The sequence below is a fragment of the Acinetobacter radioresistens DSM 6976 = NBRC 102413 = CIP 103788 genome, assembly GCF_006757745.1.
GTDB classification, from domain to species: domain Bacteria; phylum Pseudomonadota; class Gammaproteobacteria; order Pseudomonadales; family Moraxellaceae; genus Acinetobacter; species Acinetobacter radioresistens.
Genome location: NZ_AP019741.1, coordinates 178901 through 202566, shown reverse-complemented (window position 1 = coordinate 202566; position 23666 = coordinate 178901). Strand labels below are relative to the sequence as shown.

The following is a 23666-nucleotide window of genomic DNA, read 5'->3' as shown; positions in this document are numbered from 1 at the left end:
TTCATGGATAACCAAAACAAGATCATTGCATTAGTGGACATCAATAACTGTTATGTCAGTTGTGAACGTGTTTTTAATCCGAAATTAAACAATAAAGCGGTAATCATCCTCAGTAATAACGATGGCTGTGCTGTTGCAAGATCACAAGAAGCGAAAGACTTGGGAATCAAAATGGGCGTTCCCCTGTTCCAGATTCGAGATATTGTTGAGAAGCATGATGTACAGGTGTTATCAAGCAATTACGCTTTATATGCAGAAATGTCGCGCCGGTTTATGAAAATCTTAGGTGAGTTTGTTACTTCATCTGAGCTAGAGGTATATTCGATTGACGAGGCATGGCTAGATTTAACAGCTTATGAAGCTAACCTTGATTTAACTGAATATGCTTATGAGATTTTAAAACGGCTGATGAAATATCTGGGCCTTCCCGCATGTATTGGAATTGGCCGGAGTAAGACAGAGGCTAAACTCGCCAATCACCTTGCCAAAAAAAACAAACAGCTCAATGGCGTATGTAATCTCACAGCTATTGATTACAGTTGGACCGAGAGTATGTACCAGTCTATAGAAGTCGGAGAGATTTGGGGCGTTGGCCGGCAGCACGCGAAGAAACTCAATAGTCTGGGAATTATCACAGTTCTGGATTTTTTAAATGCAAAACCCCAGATGATTAAGGATCAGTTTTCAATTGTGATGCAACGAACCCTGTTAGAGCTGCAAGGTATATCGTGTATAGAGATAGAACACGCGCCCCAAGCCAAGAAACAGATTATTGCTAGTCGTTCTTTTGGTCAGAAGGTCTATAACAAGGATGAACTGAAAGAAGCAATTACCTTGTATGTGCAAGATGCCGTTTCCCGACTGAGAAGTGAAAAACTCCTATGTGGCTGCATCATTGGATTTGCTCATTCCAACCCTTTTGATAGCTCTCAGCCCCTCTACAAGCGGTCGGAGTCATTTGCCCTACCCGAACCCTCAGATAATTGCTTAACACTCGCTAAGATTGCTACGGCGATGATAGAGAGCATATATAAAGAAGGAGTGGCCTTTAAGAAATGTGGCGTGATCCTTACTTGTCTTGAGCCGAAAGAAAACCATATCTATGACATGTTCACCGATATGGATCAGGTTGAACAAAGTAACCGGCTTATGGATTCTCTGGATCAGATTCATGAAAAATTTGGTAAGAAGAAATTGGCTATTGGAGCCAGTATGCTACCGAACAGAACTTGGACGATGACTCGTAATCAGCTTAGTCAAAATTATTTCAAGTGGGACCAACTTTTAAAAGTAAAATGAATCCCATGCTTAAGCGTAGCATCCATACCGACAGTACAGATGGCTCGTGCGCGTTTACCTGTACTTCCCTCTAAAAAGCCACTCAATTAGTGGCTTCTTTCTTCTATATACATAGTGACATAGCTGTATTCCGTATCCGGATCAAAAGCCAGTTCATACAACATTGCAGCAGCATCAGACTCATATTCACCAAGGCGGCCACAATCCAAGTGGTATGCAATCATGAATTTCTCAATGATTCCTTCGAGAGAATTACTATCCCCGACTGTAAGGATTCTCTGTTTACTGGCTTCAACTCTATCAAAGGCGAACATCACGTTCATAAGCTTTATCCGGATGTGGTCATGATCCAATAGTACATAAGTATTTTCGTTATTTTTACCAAAAAACTAATATTTCATTAATGTTTTGTGATATTAATCAAAAAATATACTAAAAATAAATAAAAATAGGGTGTATTAAAATTTGATACAGTCAATATTTTGAGATATACTCAACTGCATGAAACGGATTCCAACTTTTGATATATACTCAAGTGGATCAAAATCAATAAATTAAGGCTTAACATATTAAATAGGTACTAAAAAATGGCTAAACACCAAACTAAAGTTATCCTTGTCGTTTCGCAAAAAGGCGGATCAGCGAAAACGACAAATGTTCTAAATCTTGCGACTGCTTCAATGTTTCAGGGGACACGTAACGTAGTTATTCTGGACTGTGATCCACAGCGTACAGCTACTTTATGGCAAGACGATAGCCGCGAAGATCGTATTAAGAATTTTGACTACGTTCTACCTCAAGTGGTAGCGCCGGCAAACGATATGATGCCGTCAGAGCTTATCAAGCGCCTGAAAGATGCCGATATGGATGAAATCTGGATTGATACAGCCGGTTTCGTAGGTTATAAGCAAGATACGGCGCACATGTACCTAAAAGATATTTTGCCGCATGTAAACCTTATTGTTACTCCACTCAAAGCATCTAAGTTTGATTTGAATGCGACTAAAGATACGATGGAGTTCATCAACTTCATGGGTAAGAACATCAACCTGAATGTACCTAAACTACTACTCCCATCAGATATTAAAGGCGGTGAAAAAGGTGTGGCGTACGTGCATACCCTACTTGATCCTGTAATATCTTTGCCAGAAAACGCTGATTGGAATGTAATGAGTACCTATATTCCTTACTCTGGCCTATTCGTTAAAGCGCATGAGCGTGGCGGTAATGCTTTTGTGCCACGTAAGATTGAAAAAGTAACAGAAGCTTATGTTGAGGCTTTATTAGAAATTCATGAAAAGTTAGGTCTAAGTTCAGGCAGCAAGAAACGTGAATCTATTCAGGACATCATTTCTAGTCTGCACTCTACCCGATTAAATGCAAGTAAAGAGAAACGCCAAGACGAACTTGAAGAAGAACAATAAGGGGTTCATGACCAATGAAAAAAAAGGTCGATCTGAATGCGGTGTTAGGTGATACGGTAGCTGCAAAAGGCTCCCGTATTACTGACAACCTGACTGATTCAATGCTTAATACAAAACAGATCATTAAAGTCAGTTTAAGCAAGATTTATGTATCAAAACAGATTCGTTTGAAGATACATCAAAGTACTGTCGATGGTATTGTTAAGTCTTACCAAATTGAAGGTTTGCATAACTTAGTGGAAATCCGCAAAGTTACTCCTGCTATTGATGAAAATACTGTACCAGAGGGTTATGACTACGTTCTACTAGCAGGAGAACACCGCTTTCGCGCTCTTGAGTTGCTAGGTATTGCTGAACATGATTTCAGCTATATTCCACCAAGTATTATCAAGACGAAAGAAGATGTGATCACGTATCAGTACTCAGAAAATAACGTACGTTCTGATATGCACCTTGTCGAAAAGGCAAATACACTTGCCAAATATTTAGAACTAGGTGTTTCACAGACTCAAGCCGCCGAAAAAATGGGGATTACTGCTCCTTTAGCAAGTCGTTTGAATCGTATTAATAAGTTCCTTACAGAAGATGATAAGTTTAGTGTGATTGAATTACAGATCAAATCTGAGCGTGTAATTCTTGGTATCGCAAAGCTTATTGAACTTGGTCATGCCGATTGGCTTTCTGTGATCCGTCCTTATGCACTAGATGAACAAGGTGAATTTGATCCAGAACTGATTTATGAAAAAACATTGAATCAGATCATTAAGGATTTAACTGCACCACCTGAGTCAGAGGCAGAGTCGCAAGCTGAACCTGATCCGATACAGGAAACTCAGCCAGAAACAGAAGAAACGGCGACACATGATCAAGATACGTCTAAACCGCTTGCTGATGACATTGTACCGAATGCCTTTAAAGAGGAAGCTGAACCACAGCAAACAGCTCCTACGGCGCAAACAACAGCAACTAAGCCTATTCAAACGTCATACGACAATGAATACGAAGATGATTCAGAAGCAGAGGAAGAATCTCAACACGATCCGGCTGCACAACAACAGAGTAGTACGCCGTCTGTAGACTCCCCTACTCCCCTTACCCCTACTACTACCTCCCCTGCATCAAAAGGGGATGATAAAGAGGCTTCTCTGAAACTTGCAGCAAATGTATTGCAGCAAATTTTATCAGGTAAGGAAGTTGAAGAAATCCTAATTGAGCTTGGTCCCGATCTTAAGAAATATGTATCCAAAGAAGAAACACCGGATATTTATGAAATGATCCAAACCCTGCCTTTCAGTGAAGCGAAAGTATAGGAAATTAATAAATGGATAAGTTGTTGCACAACATTCATGTTCTGGGTGAAGTAAGTGGACTTTTAGCTAATTCCTTAATTTCTGATGATTACCCGATTGAGAGCAAAGAATTTCAGTTTGATCAGGAAATGAGCCATCATTTTATCAATAAGCTAGAAGCTACGATCCGGAAGCTTAACAAGGATTTCTATTTTTCCTATAAGCATTTTCGCACCCATGATCAAATTACTCTTGCACAAGAACATAGTCAAAATGGCCTATCGTTCTGGATGGCTTACACGATTAAAGCATGTTTATGCTTATCTAATGTAACATCAAATATCGTATTTTCAGGTTTCCATGAAGAAAATATCGATAGCGCCAGAGAGAGCTATAACAAACTGCGTTTGGCGATAAGTGATGTTGTCTTTGGGATAATCTGCCTTAATGATTATGGTTTGAACTATAAGCAAGATGATATTTTTATTAATGATCATGTCGCAAATATGGATAAAGTATGGGCGGGTGAAAAGGGTTTTGTTGATCAAATCAAAACTCCTATTCCTCCTGAACAATTTCCTTATTGGTTGTTTTTGTATTTAGGAAATAATGGCGAACTTCATGTTGATGAATACAAGATTACGTTACCTATGAAATTGGATCACATTCATATTCGTGAAAAAACGTCTGATTAAGCTTTTCTTTACTGTTGATCAACTTGGAATATGAATGGAAACCCTCTCACTTTTTATTTATTCACATACTTTTGCAACGATTCTAGTTTCGATCGCCGTAGGATTTGTAATAGCGGTATTAATAGGAAGATTTACAAAAGTTAAATCCTTATTCCCGACTGTATTTACTTTCAGCATACTAACCTATGGCGCGATATTATTTTCACCTATTCCACCGCCTGTTGAGCGCCAGATCATACAGATGCTCGACCTAATGGAACATAATAAAGTTGATTCCAATGGAACGATAAACGCCGTACTATTCCCCTGTATGAGTAAAGATTTCAACGGCGTTCGAGGTATGCAAGTACAAGAGATTAGAGAAGCATTCAGAAGTGAAGTGGATGAACAGGTTAAAAAAGTAGGCTCATTTTCAGGCGGTGAAACTGCATTGAAGCTTAAGACCGATGATCTATGTGAAGCAGCTTGGCAATACAATGCTGTGAAAATAAAACGGCTCAATTCAGACTCATAATCAATTGGTGATAAAACTATAAATAGTAGTAATACTGGACGTTCTGGCTCAAAAAAATCTATTGCTTTTCAAGCTACTTTCCCATAAATTCATTGGAGGTAGCTCAATACCGGCCGCAGACATGGCAAATTACTTTCGAGTAAGTGAGCAGTAAAATTATTAAGAACCAGTATCCCTTTTTTTATAGTGGCTTCTGAGAGTCTGCATCAAAAGTTGCTTTAAAAAAGGATCATTCCGTGAAGCACATCAAAACTACTGCTACAGCTATTAGTAAAATCAAATCTACCGCAAAAAAAATCAAAGTAACTCAAGACATCCAACACACTAAAGCACTCGATATAGCGGCCAAAGAAGCCGGTTATGAGCATTATCATCATGCGGTCACTTGTGCAGCCAAAACCTTAGAAGATAAAAACAAGCAACATAAGGCAGCAGAAATATATAGAGTAACGGATGAATTTAGAAATCAGGTCAATGCGATATTCAAAGAACGTACTGCACTTAAGGCGACATTTGAAACTGCACCAGACCATTTCGCTACTGGATGTCTGTTTGCCATGGATGATATGGAATCTGAACTCTTAAATATTAATAATGTCGTGGTCCGTTGCCCTCCACCAAATGTAAAGCAAACTGAAAAGCTCTTAAATCTGTATATGAAGCGATATGAGCGTGAAGATGAAGAAAGCCCAAAAGAGTATTTGCGATCATTCCTAGATTATTTGGCTGAGCTAAACTTCTGTAAATTTTTTGATATAGGCGAATTAAAGACTGTAGAGGATGTCTTAAAAGAAGTCGGAAAGCATTCATTCTGGATGCCAGAAGTAGTCGTTATAAATGGCGTATGGCATGATACACAAGGAGCTGCTTCAACCGATCAGGGCGGCAATACTGTAGGAATCAGATTCTAATAAAACTTATACCCCCACAACCCAACAAGGAAAAAATTAAATGGCAATTACTGCGAATGATGTACAGCGTGGTTGGTTATTCAAAACACCAAATAATCAAGAACGTGTAGTACTAGGCTTTAATGAAGATAACAAAGTGGTGTATGCCAGTCGCGGTGGCAATGTAAAAAATTCGTTTGATCACCGTGAAGCTTGTTCAATTGAACGTTTTGTGGATAGCTGTTCAGAGCGTTTAGAACAGTATTCAGATGAACGTCTTGCAGACATTATTGTTCAGTGTAATGCTCAAAATTTAACATTAAATTAAACACTCAACAGTTAAGTTTAAAAGCAAAAAGCCTCCACTCTGGAGGCTTTTTGATGTCTGGTTATTCAATTTATTAACGGAGGATTAATTAGTTTGGGATTACTTAATTAAATAGTCAGCCCACCATTGCATCATACCTTCCCTTTGATTTATATAATCAGCATGATTATATGTACCACGGACCAAGTTTTTATCAGTATGGGATAATTGAGCTTCAATCCATTCACTTTTAAATAAATCTGATTCATTCAAAACTGTACTCATTGTGGATCGTAAACCATGAGAGGTTAAATCATTTTTGGTATAGCCCATTAATCGAATAGCTCGATTTAAAGCATTAAAATGAATAGGCTTATTTTTAAGAATAGGACTAGAAAACACATATTCACTACCATGTGACCACTCTATAGCAGATTCAATGATTTCAACAGCTTGCTTAGACAATGGGATCACATAATCAGGTATTTTATGGCCTTCAATAACCTTTCTACGAAACTGTTTAACCTGAATAGCAGGAATATACCATAAGCGTTTTTCAAGATTAAAATCGTTGACTTTTGCATTAATTAATTCAGCACCACGAACACCAGTAAGGGTTTTTATTTGTAGTGCCTTTTTGATTATTGGATGCGAATTAGAGCTATTAATTTTAGAGAAAAAATCTTTAATTTCTACGCCGTCTAAATAAGCATAATTCTGCTTAATTTTAGTTTTAATCAAAATCTTATTTAAATTGGATGCGATATTTAATTCAGCATAACCCATAGAAATTGCATATTCATAGATTTGATTTAAATAACTGCAAGCCTTTTTACAAGGCTCTTTTACACCCCGACTTTCTATTTTCCTAATAACTTTTACTAGGTCAAGTCTTTTAATATCGGTAAATAGTTTATGACCAATAATAGGTTCTAAATCATTTTTGATACATTTCTCTGCCAGTTCAAGTACACCACTTGCCGGCCGGTCCCCGAGAGAATTTTGGATTTTGAAATCTAACCATTCATGGGCCACTTTTGAAAAAGTCAGTAATTGATTCAGCGCGACTTCATTTTCTAATTCTTCTTGAAATTCATTTTGGAGATTTCTGGCTTCTCGCAAATTTGTGTCCGGATACGACCCCAGACGTTTTGTTTTTCTTTTTCCATTCGGATCAGTGTAGATCAGCTTCCAGTATTTTTTTCCACTTGGTTCAACTGCCAGACTCAGGCCATCACCACAAGCAACCTGATACAGCTTATCTTTAGGTTTAAGTTTTTTGAGCTGTGATTCTGTCAGCATATACCCTTTTTTCCTTCCAAAATAAGCCACTTTTGCAAAATTGCTTCTACGTGAATGAGCAAGCTAATTACCCTGCTAGTTTTCCAATATTCACTAAAATAGACATCCGTATTATGCGTACAATACGCATAACACCAAGATTATAAGTTATTGTTTTAACAATGTATATCTTTAAAGTATTTTTAAAAGTAAACAAAAAAGTAAACAAATGAGAATGTTAGGGAAAATGGACGTTTTTACCAAAAATTAATTTTCAAGTTTTGGACCGAGGCACCAAATTTTTATTGAGTTTCTTCGGCATTTCTAATACTGTTCTTTCAGGGATGCTCAATCCCTGCCGCAGACATGGCGAATTACCTTCGGGTAAAAGAGAAATATCAAATTTCTGGTAGTAGCCTTTTTTAATGGTGGCTTCTGATAGTCTGCGTCAAAAGCTGCATTGAAAAAGGAATATTCCATGAAGCACATTGATACAACCACGACTGCTCTAAACAAAATCAAATCACAGGCAAAGCAAATAAAAACCGAACAAGGGATCAAGCACGCACTTGCTCTTGAGATCGCGGCCAAAGAATCCGGCTATGAAAATTTCCATCATGCGACTACATGTGCTGCCAACACTTTCCAAGATCAAGCAACACCATTATTGGGTTCACTTAAGATCAGTCTTTATAAACCTGAATTAATAGCCGAATTTACTGTAGACGATGAAGAATCCTTGTCTAATGTAACCGAAGAATTGGATGAAACATTGGGCCTTGTATTGGGTTTAACTACAGGTGATCTAACCACTTTAGATGATGCTGAACTTGAAATACTCTTACAATCGTGTAAGGCCCTAACTAAAATCAACCCAGAATTTTTAGATGGGTATGCTCATTGGGTAGGTGCATTAATTGCCCGAGAAAAAAATAAAGATGCGCGAACTGCGGTCGCCGTTGGTATGCCAGTATTGGAAGCAGCTTTCGTACTGATTGATACCATACCGAAGGACTATTATCTTAACTATTATTCTCTGGCGAATAGACCATTTTTCCGCTTGGCTCACAATATGGTATTGGCTCTATATGCGGTGAATAAAAATGATGAAGCACAAGCTCTGGCTGAAAAGATGCTTAAGGTCTGGCCGAATGATAATGTAGGCTTTAGATTTTTACTGGAACCACCAAGATACTACTGATCAAAAATAAAGAAAAAAGGTTAAAGATACCTGTTCTTTAGCCTTTAATATTCCGTTCCGGATCATTTATTAAAAGTATCTGGTTTAAGTTTTGAAAGTACATCAGCTTTAGATTGTGAAAACACATCAGCTTTTGGCCGAACACAGGCATCAGGTTTTGATGTTGAAAAGGCATCAGGTTGGTTCTCTTTTGCCTTAGATGCTGATCTCGCCTCTGAAAAGTGTTGTTTAGTTTCTCTTAATTTACTGTTTTCGGAATCTGATTTTTTGATAGGCTCATTCATCATTTTTTTGATGTCAGAAGCATGATTATTGTCGGCCCAAGCAGTAGTATTCAATGTACCTAAAACAAGCATAACGGCGAAAGCATATTTATTCATGGGTATCCCATTAATCGATGTTTAATAGAGTTTGAGGTTTGATGAAATTAGCTAATCTATTGATTCATCTTAGTTTCTGTGCTTCATCTTCTTTCGCATCTTCAAAGCCATCATCCCAAATTTCAAATTCCAATGATCCTTCTGGATAAGGATTATCACCTTCTTCTTCGCCGTTGTAGGCGCTATAACCTTCCCACCAGATTACTTCATTTGGCTCTAATTGCGTATTGTTCTGCATAATGCTCTCCATATTTACCCGCCGACTTAACAGCATTCTTTAATTTTCATTAAGTTTTCCTTCCCCAAAATGATTCCCTGTTGCAATGCACTTTCCATATTTTCAGCAAACACCCAAGTACTTCTACAGGAATCCCATGTTCCCTCATATGAAACAATGTCATTCCGAATATTAAAACTTACTTGTCCTACATCTTGTGCGATTCGCACTTCTACAAGAAATGCAGCCTCAGATGTACAATGTAGATCAAGAATAAATTCAAAAGCAAAATCCTCTCTATCTGCTACGGCGCATTCCATATAGTTCTCATAATGCTTTTTAAAGCCTTCTAACTGTCGATCTAGGCTTTCAACATTCTTTGGTTCCAAATTATCCATGAAATTGAATAGTTCAATATTGGGACTATTAGGGTTCAGAGTTGGTATATAGATGATTTTGCCGAGGTCAGCCCCATATTTATGCAAGTTTTCTGTGAGGTTAAGGATGTCACTATTTCTTTTGAGGAAGCACATACATCTCTTACAAACAGTATAGTTAATATTAATTATAATGTAATATTATTATCCAATATAATCATAATGTTTCATTAATGTTATTTTTTTAAATATACAAGCTAAAAAAAAAGCCAATTAGAATAAGTTCTAAAAGGCTTTTATTATTAAGCGATACTGTTCAGATAATTAGTAAGAACAGGTTTTGGCATCAAACGTTGTAATGCCAGTTCATTTTCGGGGAAAAATGAATCTTTTCCAGAATTAAGTACTAACAAATCATATTCATCTAAATGACTAATTATGACTGGTTGAAGATAGGCAAAAAGCTCTTGAGAAAGCTTTGAATTACCTAAATCAGTAAGTACCGCTACCATTAATCCTGTATCACGTTGATACGGGATCAAATCAAGCATTAAATCGGCAACTGCTTTAACAGGTAAACGATTCAATAATTTTGAAAAATAACGAGAATACTCAACTTGGCAGTAATATTCAGATGAATAAGCGAAAGGCTTAGGCAACTTGATAAATTCCATACGATCATTCATAGACATTGGCATTTCAGTAGTAATGTCAAGCATATACAATGATGAAAGAATTCTACGTGCTTCGTATTTGTAACCTCTAAAGCTTTTATCTTCCTCAATAGCAACAGCAGTATCGGTAAACTCTACAGTACAGATCGTATCAATGATCTGTTGTGCAATTTCAATACTTTGAACAATATCTTCATCTGACAATTTTGATAAATCGACAGTAGAAGTAAGTTCTTCGTACCAAACGCCTGTAGTGCATTGTCTATGAGTCCATTTGTCATTAAGTTTAATCTTCTTGCGGCCAACATTTTGAAGTACACAAGTAGAGAAACATTCAACGCCAAGAACAAGACTAAATGCGAGTTTAGTAAGAGGTAAATCTTTTGGAAATTTAGACCAGTCCCATTGAACATTATTTACATAAAGTTCATTAGATGGACAGTAACCAAAAGGATAATTATTTTTAACGCTGCAAAGAATTGCAGTTACATCAAAAGCATTATCTTTTACCCAACCGACAGGTTGTGCTTTAGAGAAGCCTTTATGTTGTGTAAACGCTTTAACACGAGAAACAACTAAAGTAGATTCTAGCTTTGTAGAAATAGCTAAATTTGTCATGGGGGGAACTCCGTTGGCGTACGGATAACGGAAGATCGCTTGAGAGCGGTCATCTGCTATCCGAACAAAATTATTAATTTTGATGAATAGCATTAGATGAAAGCACTTATAGATAAGTAATCTTCAAGATCAATATTAATTGAAGTTTTAATATTAGGCAAATGTTATGATTTTAGTATAGCCACGGCGCTCATTGTTGCCGATCGGCAAGTACATATTGATTGGGCTGCCGCCCCTACATATCTTGAGCAGGATAAAGTTATGGCCTATCAAATTAAACAAAATGGTTGGTATTTCAATCCAAAGCGGGAATCGAACAAATGGAACGGAGTGGGACCACGCCCTATATGGTTTAATGAACTATTAGCCAATGGTTTGAATCCTAATGATTACTTCATTCCAGATACACCAGAGGATAAACAGCTTAAGGATGATTTAGAGAATCATCTCAGACAAATTGCACCAAGAAAATCATAAGGACCCGAATGAACCCTCAACGTAATTCAACACCTAACAATCCCCTATTACGTGGTTATTTAAAGATGTTTGGCATTTTGGGGATCATAGTTTTAGTCTTACTGGTTCTACTGATTATGGGCCAACTACGCAATTCCAAAATGACTGATCTTGATGTGATCAATAACACTAATATCTTTGGTGAAAGGAATGACTGCTATTTTGATAATGTGAAGGTCAACCGAAATGCAAATGGTGAGATCACATCACTGGATGTTAAGGATCAGGATTATAAGCTCGACATTGTTCCTTTCATTGATCCGGACACCAAGAAAGTAATTGCGTATAAGGTTAGTCGAGAACAAATCATGTACTGTACGAATGGTCGCTTTAACTATAAAACGCCGTTTATTACTGAGAGCCGAATCCTGAGTGAGCAACCACCAGAGATCGCAGCAGCCAAAGCACCGCAGCTTCAAAAAGACAAACTTTTTAAACGAGTGGAGAAGATCGGCAAGTACTTCATGGACTAATCAAATACCAGTCCAATTAAGTAGCCTCATGGTCCTAAGCCATGGGGTTTTTTAGTACCTGAGTATATAGATCATCTTAAGGCATACTGACCAGACATAAAAAAAAGCCAAGTAGAATAAGTTCTAAGTGGCTTTTATATACTGATTACATACTGAGGATTAGTCAGTAGTTGTTTTAGCAATGACTTTAGACCATTCAGTTTTAATACCAAGAAAAACTGAAACGGCGAATGAGAAACCTATAAATAGGAAAACAAACAACCAAAAAGTATAAAGATCATTAGAACCATCTTTTAACAGAATAGAGATACCTTTCACGCATGGAAGGATCACTAAACAAATGATTAAAGAGATGATGCTAAGTAAAGCATGAGTATTAATAACACTCATAACTTTGTCAGAAGCTTGTTCTTTTTTGATTTTCTGAGTTAATGCAACAAGAGCAGAAATCAGTACACAGCTTACAAGGATGTAAGTCATGTATTTCAAACCAAAAGTTACACTATCCATAACTACAGGTTTAACACCAGAAAAAGGGAAATGTGCTTGCTCTAAACGAGAAAGAATAGATTCTTTCAAGTAAACAGCGAGAAGAACTAAAGCTAAAGTGAAAGTAGAAAAGTTCATGATAAGACTCCGTTGGCGTACGGATAACGGAAGAAGGCAGCAAGGCAATCATCAGTCATCCGTACAAAAATATTGAATTTATAGTAAGGATAGAAACTGGTGAGAATTGCTTAATAAAGTGCATTCTTCAAAGCCAATGTTAATGCAATCTTTGATCTGAGGCAAATAAACGATTCAATTTAATGGCTATTTGCATTATATGGTTGAAATTAGTTCTTCATCTAAATATTCATCACCGCCATACAATTCAACCAAGGTTGGAATATAAGCGCCATATTCCAACTTAGTATTCTCTTGCTTGGTTGGAAATGCAGTTAAACCCTCATAACCTTCGGTTGATTTTAATGAAGATGATGGAGTCTTTAAAGTTGTAATAGATCGAGCCACTTTGTTATATAACATTTTTGCTCGAAGCACCTCAAAGGTATATCCTCGTCCCATTCGATTTGCGACCCTTGTAATACCATTATGCCCCTCAGTATAAGCATTGGTAATTCTTATTGGCGCATCCCAATAGGTGAATATATCCTCAAAGTGATTATTCACAGTTTTAGCAACGTCACGGAAAGACTTTAAATATTTGGGAATACTGCTTTCCCATTCATGAAACCTTTGTATGGCATCGTCTTTGGTTGTTGCTTCATAAATATTGTAAAACTGCTCTTTGAGGTCATAAGCTTCCTTAAATTCAGGATGCCATTTTTCTAAATTTCCTAAAATTCTTTGTTGATCTTCGGTCAATGAATTTGGTCGTCTAAGCAGTATCCACCGTAAATGTTTTTTCATATTCAGTCGGGCATCACGATCCAAACTACTTTGTAAAGCTTTACGTTCAGTGTCTAAAGCTTCACTTGCCATTCTCACTACATGAAATTTATCAATGACCAACTTGGCATTGGGTAGATGCAGACGAAATGATTTTTTGAAGGGTCGCCACATATCACTGCAAATCCATTCTACTTTGTCTGCATCAGGCAGTTTGGCGAAGTATGGCATGAGTGTTTCCTGAGTCCTTTCAGGTAGCATGTCATACAAGCTGTTCATCGCAAGGTTGGTGATGACACAGCGATATGTTCCCATTAATTTAAGTTCATCAATCCCCATAATCGTTGGAGTTTCAAACTTAATATCTCGTTCTAATTCCTCCACGAAATCAAGCGTAATGTTTTTAATGGTGTTCACGACTACACCCGTATCTTCGGCAAGTTGCGTAAAGGTTCGATCTAAGCAACGCTTGCGTACTTGCTGAATCAGCCGATGGGTCGCTCTACGTTTTTCATCTAAGAAGCTGAGTTGAGGGGTTATCATGCTTTTGCATTCAGAACAGCGATAGCGTGTTCGTATCACCTCAATTTTTACTGGTTGCATCTGCAAAGGGGTATCAGCAAAATGATTGATTCGCTGACCGTGCTTATATAAGCGTCCACCGCATTCAGGGCATGTTTGCAAATGCTCACCGCTTGGCTGTACGGTAATCATAATACAGCCATCTTCATTACGGTAATCTATCGGCTGTACACCTTCCAGTTGCAGAATATCAATCATTCCAATACTCCGTTATGTTAGACGATGCACATCAATGGTTTCACCATCTTTAAGCAATTTATACAGCACCTTGATCACATTCTGCATCGCTTGTGCATCGGTCTTGAGCAACAATGCTGATAAGTCTTGATGTGAGGTCAGTGCTTGAATAATTGCGCCTTTCGTTGCCGATGGCAAATTACCTTGCAAGGCTGTGGATTCAGGATTATTTTCAATCTGAGCCATAACTACATCGTTATTTCGTAGAATGGTTACTAAATGATTGATGTACACCACCTGTTCTTCACGGGTAGAAATATCCCCAAAGGTTTGTGCAATCAGCTCGATCACTTCTTTGAGATAAGTCATTTTGGTTGGCTGTACATCGCCATTGGCTGTACCTTGGATCGGAACTAAAGGTTGGGGTTCATCCGCTTCAGGATGGTCTGTATCATCGGTTTTAAGTTTCTTTTTAAAGATGCCAAAGCCAGTCAGTACCAAGCCTGAAATATCAATTTCTTTAGCAGACATACCATTTAATCGTTTGGATAAGAGCTTGGTAAATGCCGAGAAGTTTTCAAGTTCAGGATCGCCAAAGTCAATAAGCTGTGCTACATAGGAATAAATACGGCTAAACTTATCCAAATTGCCTTTAAAGCGCATTAAAGTTTGTAATTCTACGTCTAACTGCTTGCGCTCAAATTCGGCTTTTTCTGCGCCTTCATCATTGCCGTCTGCTTTTGCTTGATCAAATGTGGTTTCCTGTAGCTCAATCGCCTGTTTGAGCATTTTCAGTTTTTGGTTAAACAGGCGGGCGACACGATCAGTTGCTTTAAACAGGTCGGGATGCGTGGTTTCTTTGAAATTATGATTACTAATATCGCGGATAGTTTTAAAACGAGCTGCTTTAAACTCCTCCAAATCATCCTCGGTAATCAGATCAAGTTCTTCAATATTGTCTTTGATGGTATAAACCACATTCGGGTCTTGTACATCCACCATTGTTGCCCCGTTATCGTACTTTTTGAAGCACTTTAAAATCCATTCAGGGTCATTTACAAAGTCAATTACAAAAGTTTGATCTTTGCCTGTGGTGGTACGGTTTAAACGTGACAAGGTTTGTACGACTTCAACTTCATTGGCAATGACTTTATCAATGTACATGGCGCAGAGTTTGGGTTGGTCAAAACCTGTTTGGAATTTATTCGCCACTACCATTAAACGATATTCAGGGCGGTCAAATGCGATGCGTAAATCAGAATTAGGTGCATCGGCATTCATATTGGCTTCGGTAAATTCAGCATCTTCACCAACTTGAAATAGCGCCCCGTTTTCGTTATCACCATCTGCTTCATGGCTAATCTGTTTGCCAGTGAGCTTACCCGAAAATGCCACCAAGACACGGTAAGCACTGTATTCAGGGTTATCTTCAATATATTTTTCCAAGGCAATTTTATATCGTGCTGCCGCAGGGCGTGAACTGGTCACGATCATGGCTTTGGCTTGACCATTAAGTAAATTGGCAACATTGTGGTGAAAGTGTTGAATAATAAACTGCACCTTTTGCGTGACGTTGGTCGCGTGTAACGCCATCCAACGGGCTAAGGCTTTCTTAGCCGCTTTAGAATTAACTCGTTTATCATCATCGACTGCATCACCGCCGAGTTTAAACGCAGTTTTATAAGGTACATAACCTTGTAGCACATCTAAAATAAAGCCTTCATCAATCGCTTGGCGTTGTGGGTACAAATGAAAGGATTCAGGCAAATTTTCATCGCTTGCAGGCTCACCATTTTTAGTGCGCCCAAACAGCATTTTAGTCGAGTGTTTTGGGGTTGCAGTAAAGGCAAAGTGACTGATGTTTTTAGACTGTACACGGGCTTTTTGAATCTGCTCAAGCAATTCCTCAATCGTCAGATTCGCCATCGCTTCACCCGACTGCAATGCCAATGTCGCTTGTAGTTTAGATGCTGTTGAGCCTGTTTGCGAGGTATGTGCTTCATCAATCACAATACCGTAGTTACGGTCGCTTAAACTGGTATTGGTCAGAATCGCTTCCATCACATGCGGGAAAGTCTGAATGGTCACAATAATGATCTGTTTATTGGACAACAGTGCATCTTCAAGCTGTTTGCTTTTCGATTTGCCTGCATGTTCTTTGTCATCACGGTTAATTGCAGCAATTAAGCCTTTCTGATGATCTAATTGTTGAATCGCTTCCTGTAACTGGTCATCCAGTACCGTTCTGTCTGTCACCACAATGACGGAGTTATAAAACGGTGTACCGTCATTGTGACGCAAACGCACCAGTGAATGACACACCCAAGAAATCGTAGAGGTTTTACCTGACCCTGCGCTATGTTCACATAGATAATTCAGTCCTACGCCTTTTTCTTGCACATCGGCAATGATTTTATTCACCGCATCAAACTGATGATAACGCGGGAAGATCAAGCGTTCCTGTACCGTCCAATTACCATATAGATCGACTTTGTTTTTCTTTTCTACATAGACAAAATTATGGAAAATTTTCAGCCAATTATCACGTTGGCAGACATAATCCCAAAAATACGCCACTGGATAATCCTCACCTTTGGCTGCATCCGCAGGGGGATTGCCTGCATGTCCCTGATTACCTTTGTTAAACGGCAAGAAATAGGTGCTTTCACCATCTAAAGCGGTGGTCATGGCAATTTCAGATTCAGACAAGGCAAAATGTACAATTGCACCACGCTTCGGGGTGAGTAGTGGCTCTTTACGTCTTGTTTTTGGGTCTATTGGCTTGCGGTCATTTTTATACTGTTCAATGGCATCTTCTAAAGACTGGTTAAACTCAGTCTTAATTTCCACCGTTGCCATTGGCAAGCCATTAATAAAGAACACAAGGTCCAAAATCCCTGCATCTTTGGATGGATGATATTTGAGTTGTGGGACAACACGTAGAATATTGGCATTATAGCGGTCAATGACGGCTTGATTGCGTCCATCTTCGGGTGCGCTTTCACTGAGGTCGATTGTGCCTGCGCCCGCCATGCTAAAGCCATTACGAAAGATATGGATTGTGCCTTTCTTATTCAGTTCATCATCCAAGCGGTCGATGATGCGTTTTTCGGTATTACTACCATTTAGTGCTTGCAGTTTTTCCCACTTTTCAGGCTGTGTAGCTTGAATCCATGTGATTAAATCTTCGGGATACAGTGCATATTCGGTATGGTAGTTTTTACTTTGCCCAACCACCCAACCTTGCGCTTGCAGTTTTTGCACAATATAAGCTTCTAAGTGACTTTCATAATGGGCTTTGTCTGTCAAAATATTCATGCTTTTTCCCTAATTTTTAATTCTGTTGTAATGCGTGTTGCCAAAATGGGGCTTGATGCCATAACTCAGGCATTCCCATATTGGCTTTAGATAGTGTTTGCTAAAAATTTCATGCGCCAAACTCCCGTACGTCAATTTTGCCTGTAACCGCATGGGAGATAATCGAAGAACGATATTCTTTAAGTTTTTCTATTAAAGAAATCTGTTTGTTAATGATTAATTCAATTTTCAAAACAGCAGATTCAAGATATTCGACTATCTCATGCTGAACCTTTATGTGTGGCAAAAAAATTGAAATGCAACCAATAAAATCCCAATTAGCTCTTGGCATTTTTGTACCATTGGTTGAACTATTCACATAATCAATAAACTTTTCAGATAGCATAAAAAATTTTAAAAATTGAGGATGTATTAGTTTATTCGGGCGTAATACATAAATATCACCTACCGCTTCACCCTGATTTTCTACCAAATAAACTTTAGCTAAATAAGGTCTTAATTTTCCAAATAAAACGTCATTTTTTTTAAATTTTACAGCATCACTCTCAAAAGATGATTCTGTTTCAATATACTTACCAGTCCAACTTTCTATATTCTCAAGTGCAATAACATTGGATTTTTCAGAAGTTTTTTCATTAATTAATTTTGAAATAAACTTAATTTTCTGTTCTACCCAAGACTCAGGCACTTCCCCCAACCATTCCACACCACTGTCTTTCATCGGTGCATTAGGGTTTAAACCTTTGGTCACGGCATGAGAAATAATCGACTTACGCTGTTCTTCCAAAAGCTCAATTAACTTTTCTTGCTTGGCAATAAGGGTGTCAATTCGGGCAGTTTCGGTGTCGAGAAATGAAACAATGCGTTTTTGTTCATCTTTATTTGGTAAAACAACAGGCATTTTATTTAATTCGTCCATCTTTAAAGATTGACGCATACCTTCGCCCATCGAATAAAATACTTTCTGTAAGTCGTAAGCACGAAACAAATAATTATAAAAATCTGCATTCTGTTTGGTTTTGACGGCAATATATGCAGACGTAATAATTCCGTGATACTTTGAGATAGCACTTCTTAAACTACGTTTATCATTTTGCAAATCCGTAAAGCGGAAAACAATATTATTTGGTTCAATAATTTGATAAGTTTCAAAGGATTCAGGCAATAAACCTTTATTGTCATCAATATTCTTTTCTTTAATATTTCCATAACTTAAAGACAAAACATTAGTTTCTTTTAAGCCAATATTTTTCTTTTTGTTTTCATCAAAAAGATAACCAAACCTTTTTAAATTCCAATGTTCAGGTACATCACCTAACCATTCCACACCACTTTTTTTATAACTTGGGTATTGTTTAAATTCCATTTTTAAACCTCCCCAAGCAATTTTGCGACTTCGGCAGACAACTCTTTGATCTCCGCCATAATTTCATTTGGGTGGCGTGGCTGCTCAAATACATAGAAATAACGGTTAAAGTTAATTTCATACCCCACCACACCGACTTGACCGTCTTTGCTATCAGTATAAGTGGTATCAACTACCGCATCAGGCGCATGAGGAAGTACCTCTTTCGCCATATAGTCCTGAGTATTCTGATTTAACGGAATATTTTCATAATCAGTCAGGTCACTATCCATTTGCACTTCACCGTTAATTTCTACGGCTTCGGCATCAGGATTTTGCACCCCAAACGCAGCGATTAAGGCATTCTTTAAGCCTTTACTGACTTTGCTGAGTGGTAGATTGTTTAGGAATGTATTCTCAAACCAAGCATAATCTTTCGATTCGCCGAACTGCTGTTCAATATAAGCCGATACAGCATTTTGGTCGCTGTCGGATAACTTGCCAAACTCTTTTGACGATTTGAATGTTTCTAGTTTCTCAGCGTCAAATTGAAGATCAATACGCAAAGGACGTAAGACTTTTACTCGGCGGTAGCCAAAATCGGTATAGTCAAAAATCTTGCTGACTGAGCTTTGTTCAAAGTCGGCGTAAATACGGCTAATCGCATCAATCGAATTTTGGTCAATAAACTTGCGCTTGTTGCCCTCATTCTTACGCATAGATGAACCCATGCCAGTTGCATCAATGAGCTGTACTTTGCCTTTGCGCTGTTCAGGTTTACGGTTTGAGATTAACCAAATATACGTTCCAATACCTGTACGGAAGAAAATATCAGTCGGTAATGCCACAATTGCTTCGAGATAATCATTTTCTAAAATAAAGCGTCTGATTTCAGATTCGCCTGACCCTGCACCACCGTTAAAGAGTGGCGAACCTGAAAGTACGATTGCACCACGACCACCGCCATTTTCAGGCAGTTCTAGTTTGGAAATTAGATTTTGTAAAAAAAGCATTGAGCCGTCACTGGCTTTAGGCAAGCCCGCACCAAAACGCCCATTTAAGCCTTTTTCTTTATGCTCTAATTGAACTGCACTGGCATCTTTCGCCCATGACATACCGAAAGGTGGGTTAGAGCATTGATAATGGAAACGCTGCCCTGCAAATAAGTCATTACTGAGGGTACTACCCAATTTAATATTTTGTGATAAATCACGGCTTGGATCAGACTCCAGTTTTTTGAGCAACATTGAACCCAATGCGACCGCATGAGTTTCAGGCTGCAATTCCTGTCCGTGGGGTACAAGTACAGGGGCAATTTTATAGCGGTCTTTAAAACCGTCTACATAGTTCATCATGTCAGTTAAAAAGCCCGATGTACCGCACGTTTGATCATAAATAGTGCGGATTAAACCATTCTTTTGTTCAAACAGCTCATTATCAGGCTCAAGCAATAAAGTCGCTGCCAAATGCACAATATCGCGCGGAGTCATAAAGTCCTCAGACCCCGTACCGACTTCTGCACCAAATCTTGCAATTAAATGTTCATAGACATTACTCATGGTACGGTCAGGCACAACATTCGGATGTAAGTCGATGGCAGCGAAATTATTGCAAATACGCAGTAATAGATTGGCTTTGGCTAATTTATTAATTGTTGTATTGAAATCAAATTGTTCAAAGATGACACGTACATTTTCAGAGAAATTGGCGATGTAATCTTCAAGATTAGCTTTGGTTTTTGTACCGCCTAAATTGGATAGGTTATAGGTTGATTTGTTATAAAATGGATTGCCGCTTACGTTAGTAAGAATATCGTCAAGCGCCATCCCTTGATCTTTGAATTGCGCATAAGTATTGAGAACAGCTTCTTTCGTTGGCTCAAGTACACATTCCAAACGTCTTAATACCGTAAAGGGTAAAATGATTTTGCCGAACTCTGTATGTGGGAAATCACCCCAAAGATCATTCGCATTGTTCCAAATAAAACTTGCCAGTGTAGATTCGGTATTGTTTGGTGCAGAAGCCATTTTGTTTTTCAACCTTATTTTGCAATAGTTAAATATTATGCAATAAACGTAAATTTTTCAACCTTGAAATGCAATATTTAAAAATTTCAAATCTGACTAATTTTTTATTTCAGAATAAAGACTTAATGTTAAAATTTATCACAGGATAATCATTAGGCTTGGTGTGAGATGTCAAATAAGCAAGAAAAAATGACAGCATTTGGACAGTTTCGTATCTTAAAAACTGGAACAAAGTATATTCAAGCTGAACTGATCGGTAGTGTAAAAAATTATCAAGCCCAACTTGTCAAAAATGCCGTGCTATCAGATATAGAAATAGGTGCAACCATTTTTCTGCGAGTAAATGATCAATCTACCCAAAACAGATACGGCACTAAAGTTCAGTTTGAACCAATTGAGCTTTTAACTGACCAAGCTGAAATTGAGAAATACATTTTGGCTGACAGGAAGCGAGTAGCAGAAATTTATATTCAAGCAGCACAAGAAAATTTGGATAAAGGTTGGTATAGCGGTGATGCCATAGATAAGGCACTATTTTTTAGCGCAAGCCATCCAACTTATAAACCAATCAATATTGAGCTACGCCACAGACGACTCAAAAATATCATTCATGCTTGTTGTAATTATCAGTACAAAACAACAGCACACTTCATTCATTTGTGTCGAGCAACTATAGATATGTACAAAGATGAACAACGATTGAGTGATTTGGAATTAAGCAAGTTTGAACAGAGCATCATTAAGATTCAATCTGATTTGAATTTATCAGAAGAAAATTCTCAACAAAAAGCAAATGAATATTTGAGTCAACTAAAAGGATTATTAAAAAGCTAAATTCGCTTTCAACCTTATAATGCAAATTTTAAAAATGATTAGCTCAAGTAGTTACAACCTTAGATTGCAAAATTAGAGTTTGTTAAGTAAAAAAATAAGGTGAGATTTATAAAAATCCCACCCTAAAATGCAAATAGCCAATTTAATTTGCTTAATAAATATCTTTATCTTTAAAAAAATAATAAGATTAAAGCATGGGTGTAATGACCTTGCCTGCATTGGAGCAAAAACCATTTGTTGTAAACACCATTTTTAAACTGTCCTTATCTTCTTTGTGAGCGCAGTTAAACCAATGCTATGCTTGCGTTTGAAATAAGGATAACTTCTATGAAGCTTTCTGCATTCACACCTTTTACTTTCTCAGACTCACTCGAAAATACTGTCAATAACATCGGATATTATTTCAATTGGTTCAGCCTGACCAAAGGATGTAACCTTGAAGGATTGAAATTATCACGCGCTCAAATTTTTGAGTTATTAGCAGCTTCTCATTCTTATAAAACCTATGCGAGTTTCAAAGCAACTAACGATAAAGAATTGCTTACAACACTGAATTCAGGCGACATTATTAGCGCCGTGGACCATGTAATTCAGCGCATGGAGGAAGTACTTGGGGTATCAAACAAACTTTTCGCTGAGATTTTAGTTGCTTCACTCAACAGAATGTTAGCCATTAGGTCTGAGTACAATTTTAAGATAGAGGCAAGTAATCTGATTTGCTTTTATATAAAAAACTACGGCGATACCAAACGTTCAGGTATACCCGTTCTGACTCATATCTATATGATGGCATTAAATAACATTGGTCTATCTATAGAGCTTAATCAAAGCCCTATTTCTCTCGATCCACTGATCTATAAGCACTTCATTGCTGATTCTAAATCCCCTATAACTGATGTGCTTAAAATACAGCGTGTTTATGAGGTTGGACACCTTAAGGTGGATATGGCTGTTAAATTGAATAGTAATGAATGGGTGGGCCTGTGTAATTCAGCGATAGGAGATTGCATAAATGAGAATGCTTTAATCTTGTCAGGTTCTAAAGATAAAATTTCTTTGTCTACTGACACAATCCAATATTTATTACACATCCTCAATAATTCAGATCAACACAAAACTTTAATGCCGCAATTGGCAGAATCAAAATTTAATATTCTCACGATCGAATGCAAAAGCTTAAGTTGCTTATCAGATTTCTTGAAGCATAAATTAAGCTACTCATTTTCTGAGGAAGGTGAAAACGGCGTTTTCGGTTGGCATATCGATGAAAACTCAGTTGAGTTAATGGATACGTTTACTGTTGTGTTTTACATATCCAATAATGAAGTAACACTGGATATTGAAATTGCAGCTTATATGCCTACGGAAATCTTAATGGCTGATGCCGAATTAGCGATCAAACCACGATTTGATAAGTGCATGGACTTGATCGCAAAAGTGTCAGTAACCTCGAATGATTATGGAAATGTTTTTGTACCGGATCAGTGGTTGAATTTATCGAATTCTGATACCAAGTTAATTCACGATCTTTACGGGCAGCTCATACCCAATATCAGAAAAGCAAAGTATTTTTATGCTTGTGCTATGGATAATATACTTTCTGTATCAGTTGAAAATCCGGCATAACCAAACCATTAAAAAACACCCTTAATGGGGTGTTTTTTCCAATATCGCTTAGTGAAATAAACAATAATATTTCGTTAATGTATCTTTTTTTATTGAGTTATATTATTTAAATATTAACGCTCAATATACAAGGCATCTCTAATGAATAGATTAAAAGAGTTCATGCGAAGAATTTTCAATAGGGATTCTGACCTACCAAGAACAGTCACA

The 23666-nt window shown here is 37.7% G+C and carries 23 protein-coding genes; 12 read left to right on the top strand and 11 right to left on the bottom strand.

What is annotated here, in order from left to right:
• Positions 1-3: 3 nt before the first annotated feature.
• Positions 4-1299 carry a Y-family DNA polymerase gene (locus tag ACRAD_RS15455; protein ID WP_010699999.1) on the top strand — a complete coding sequence of 432 codons (1296 nt, stop codon included), beginning with the start codon at positions 4-6 and terminating at the stop codon, positions 1297-1299.
• An 86-nt stretch (positions 1300-1385) separates the two neighbouring features.
• Here the strand turns inward: ACRAD_RS15455 and ACRAD_RS15450 are convergent, their stop codons facing one another.
• A complete protein-coding gene (locus ACRAD_RS15450; RefSeq protein WP_010699998.1) occupies positions 1386-1622 on the bottom strand; it encodes a hypothetical protein in 237 nt (78 codons plus the stop codon).
• Between the two features lie 264 nt (positions 1623-1886).
• On the opposite strand from ACRAD_RS15450, the gene ACRAD_RS15445 reads away from it, so the two are divergent.
• From ACRAD_RS15445 to ACRAD_RS15420, 6 genes are all read left to right on the top strand, one after another.
• On the top strand, positions 1887-2723 hold the full coding sequence (locus ACRAD_RS15445; RefSeq protein ID WP_010699997.1) for a ParA family protein: 837 nt from the start codon (positions 1887-1889) through the stop codon (positions 2721-2723).
• 14 nt (positions 2724-2737) lie between these two features.
• The gene (locus ACRAD_RS15440) at positions 2738-4033 is read left to right on the top strand and encodes a ParB/RepB/Spo0J family partition protein (protein ID WP_010699996.1); all 1296 of its coding nucleotides are present in this window, start codon (positions 2738-2740) and stop codon (positions 4031-4033) included.
• An 11-nt stretch (positions 4034-4044) separates the two neighbouring features.
• Positions 4045-4707, top strand: coding sequence for a hypothetical protein (locus tag ACRAD_RS15435; RefSeq protein ID WP_010699995.1), 663 nt, complete (start codon positions 4045-4047; stop codon positions 4705-4707).
• A 34-nt stretch (positions 4708-4741) separates the two neighbouring features.
• Positions 4742-5221 (top strand): hypothetical protein, encoded by a 480-nt coding sequence (locus tag ACRAD_RS15430; protein ID WP_010699994.1) that lies wholly within the window; start codon positions 4742-4744, stop codon positions 5219-5221.
• 236 nt (positions 5222-5457) lie between these two features.
• Positions 5458-6132, top strand: a complete 675-nt coding sequence (locus tag ACRAD_RS15425; RefSeq protein WP_010699993.1) for a hypothetical protein — start codon at positions 5458-5460, stop codon at positions 6130-6132.
• Positions 6133-6172: 40 nt separating this feature from the next.
• Positions 6173-6439 carry a hypothetical protein gene (locus tag ACRAD_RS15420; RefSeq protein WP_010699992.1) on the top strand — a complete coding sequence of 89 codons (267 nt, stop codon included), beginning with the start codon at positions 6173-6175 and terminating at the stop codon, positions 6437-6439.
• A 99-nt stretch (positions 6440-6538) separates the two neighbouring features.
• Here ACRAD_RS15420 and ACRAD_RS15415 read toward each other — a convergent pair whose 3' ends face one another.
• Positions 6539-7720 carry a tyrosine-type recombinase/integrase gene (locus ACRAD_RS15415; RefSeq protein ID WP_010699991.1) on the bottom strand — a complete coding sequence of 394 codons (1182 nt, stop codon included), beginning with the start codon at positions 7718-7720 and terminating at the stop codon, positions 6539-6541.
• Between the two features lie 457 nt (positions 7721-8177).
• Between ACRAD_RS15415 and ACRAD_RS15410 the strand changes: the two genes are divergently transcribed.
• The gene (locus tag ACRAD_RS15410) at positions 8178-8900 is read left to right on the top strand and encodes a hypothetical protein (RefSeq protein WP_010699990.1); all 723 of its coding nucleotides are present in this window, start codon (positions 8178-8180) and stop codon (positions 8898-8900) included.
• Between the two features lie 62 nt (positions 8901-8962).
• Here the strand turns inward: ACRAD_RS15410 and ACRAD_RS15405 are convergent, their stop codons facing one another.
• The 4 genes from ACRAD_RS15405 to ACRAD_RS15390 all read right to left on the bottom strand — a co-directional run bounded on the left by ACRAD_RS15405 (position 8963) and on the right by ACRAD_RS15390 (position 11166).
• Positions 8963-9280, bottom strand: a complete 318-nt coding sequence (locus ACRAD_RS15405; protein ID WP_010699989.1) for a hypothetical protein — start codon at positions 9278-9280, stop codon at positions 8963-8965.
• A 64-nt stretch (positions 9281-9344) separates the two neighbouring features.
• Entirely contained in the window at positions 9345-9554 is a 210-nt protein-coding gene (locus ACRAD_RS15400) for a hypothetical protein (RefSeq protein WP_016801649.1), read from the bottom strand.
• Positions 9545-9895, bottom strand: a complete 351-nt coding sequence (locus ACRAD_RS15395) for a hypothetical protein (protein ID WP_142093840.1) — start codon at positions 9893-9895, stop codon at positions 9545-9547. The genes ACRAD_RS15400 and ACRAD_RS15395 overlap by 10 nt, the downstream gene beginning before the upstream one ends.
• Before the next feature lie 281 nt (positions 9896-10176).
• Positions 10177-11166 (bottom strand): hypothetical protein, encoded by a 990-nt coding sequence (locus ACRAD_RS15390; protein WP_010699986.1) that lies wholly within the window; start codon positions 11164-11166, stop codon positions 10177-10179.
• A 261-nt stretch (positions 11167-11427) separates the two neighbouring features.
• Between ACRAD_RS15390 and ACRAD_RS15385 the strand changes: the two genes are divergently transcribed.
• Together ACRAD_RS15385 and ACRAD_RS15380 are read left to right on the top strand one after the other, a co-directional pair.
• Entirely contained in the window at positions 11428-11643 is a 216-nt protein-coding gene (locus ACRAD_RS15385) for a hypothetical protein (RefSeq protein ID WP_010699985.1), read from the top strand.
• A gap of 8 nt (positions 11644-11651) precedes the next feature.
• Positions 11652-12155: a hypothetical protein gene (locus tag ACRAD_RS15380; RefSeq protein ID WP_010699984.1), complete on the top strand. Its 504-nt coding sequence runs from the start codon at positions 11652-11654 to the stop codon at positions 12153-12155.
• A 159-nt stretch (positions 12156-12314) separates the two neighbouring features.
• Here ACRAD_RS15380 and ACRAD_RS15375 read toward each other — a convergent pair whose 3' ends face one another.
• From ACRAD_RS15375 to ACRAD_RS15355, 5 genes are all read right to left on the bottom strand, one after another.
• Complete coding sequence (locus ACRAD_RS15375; protein ID WP_010699983.1) at positions 12315-12782, bottom strand: hypothetical protein; 468 nt, start codon at positions 12780-12782, stop codon at positions 12315-12317.
• Between the two features lie 195 nt (positions 12783-12977).
• Positions 12978-14327: an ISL3 family transposase gene (locus ACRAD_RS15370; RefSeq protein ID WP_010699982.1), complete on the bottom strand. Its 1350-nt coding sequence runs from the start codon at positions 14325-14327 to the stop codon at positions 12978-12980.
• A gap of 12 nt (positions 14328-14339) precedes the next feature.
• The gene (locus ACRAD_RS15365) at positions 14340-17624 is read right to left on the bottom strand and encodes a type I restriction endonuclease subunit R (protein ID WP_010699981.1); all 3285 of its coding nucleotides are present in this window, start codon (positions 17622-17624) and stop codon (positions 14340-14342) included.
• 109 nt (positions 17625-17733) lie between these two features.
• Positions 17734-18990: a restriction endonuclease subunit S gene (locus tag ACRAD_RS15360; RefSeq protein ID WP_010699980.1), complete on the bottom strand. Its 1257-nt coding sequence runs from the start codon at positions 18988-18990 to the stop codon at positions 17734-17736.
• A 2-nt stretch (positions 18991-18992) separates the two neighbouring features.
• Positions 18993-20996: a type I restriction-modification system subunit M gene (locus ACRAD_RS15355; protein ID WP_010699979.1), complete on the bottom strand. Its 2004-nt coding sequence runs from the start codon at positions 20994-20996 to the stop codon at positions 18993-18995.
• Positions 20997-21164: 168 nt separating this feature from the next.
• On the opposite strand from ACRAD_RS15355, the gene ACRAD_RS15350 reads away from it, so the two are divergent.
• Positions 21165-21830 (top strand): hypothetical protein, encoded by a 666-nt coding sequence (locus ACRAD_RS15350; RefSeq protein WP_010699978.1) that lies wholly within the window; start codon positions 21165-21167, stop codon positions 21828-21830.
• Between the two features lie 327 nt (positions 21831-22157).
• Positions 22158-23456 (top strand): hypothetical protein, encoded by a 1299-nt coding sequence (locus tag ACRAD_RS15345; RefSeq protein ID WP_010699977.1) that lies wholly within the window; start codon positions 22158-22160, stop codon positions 23454-23456.
• The last annotated feature ends 210 nt before the right edge of the window (positions 23457-23666 follow it).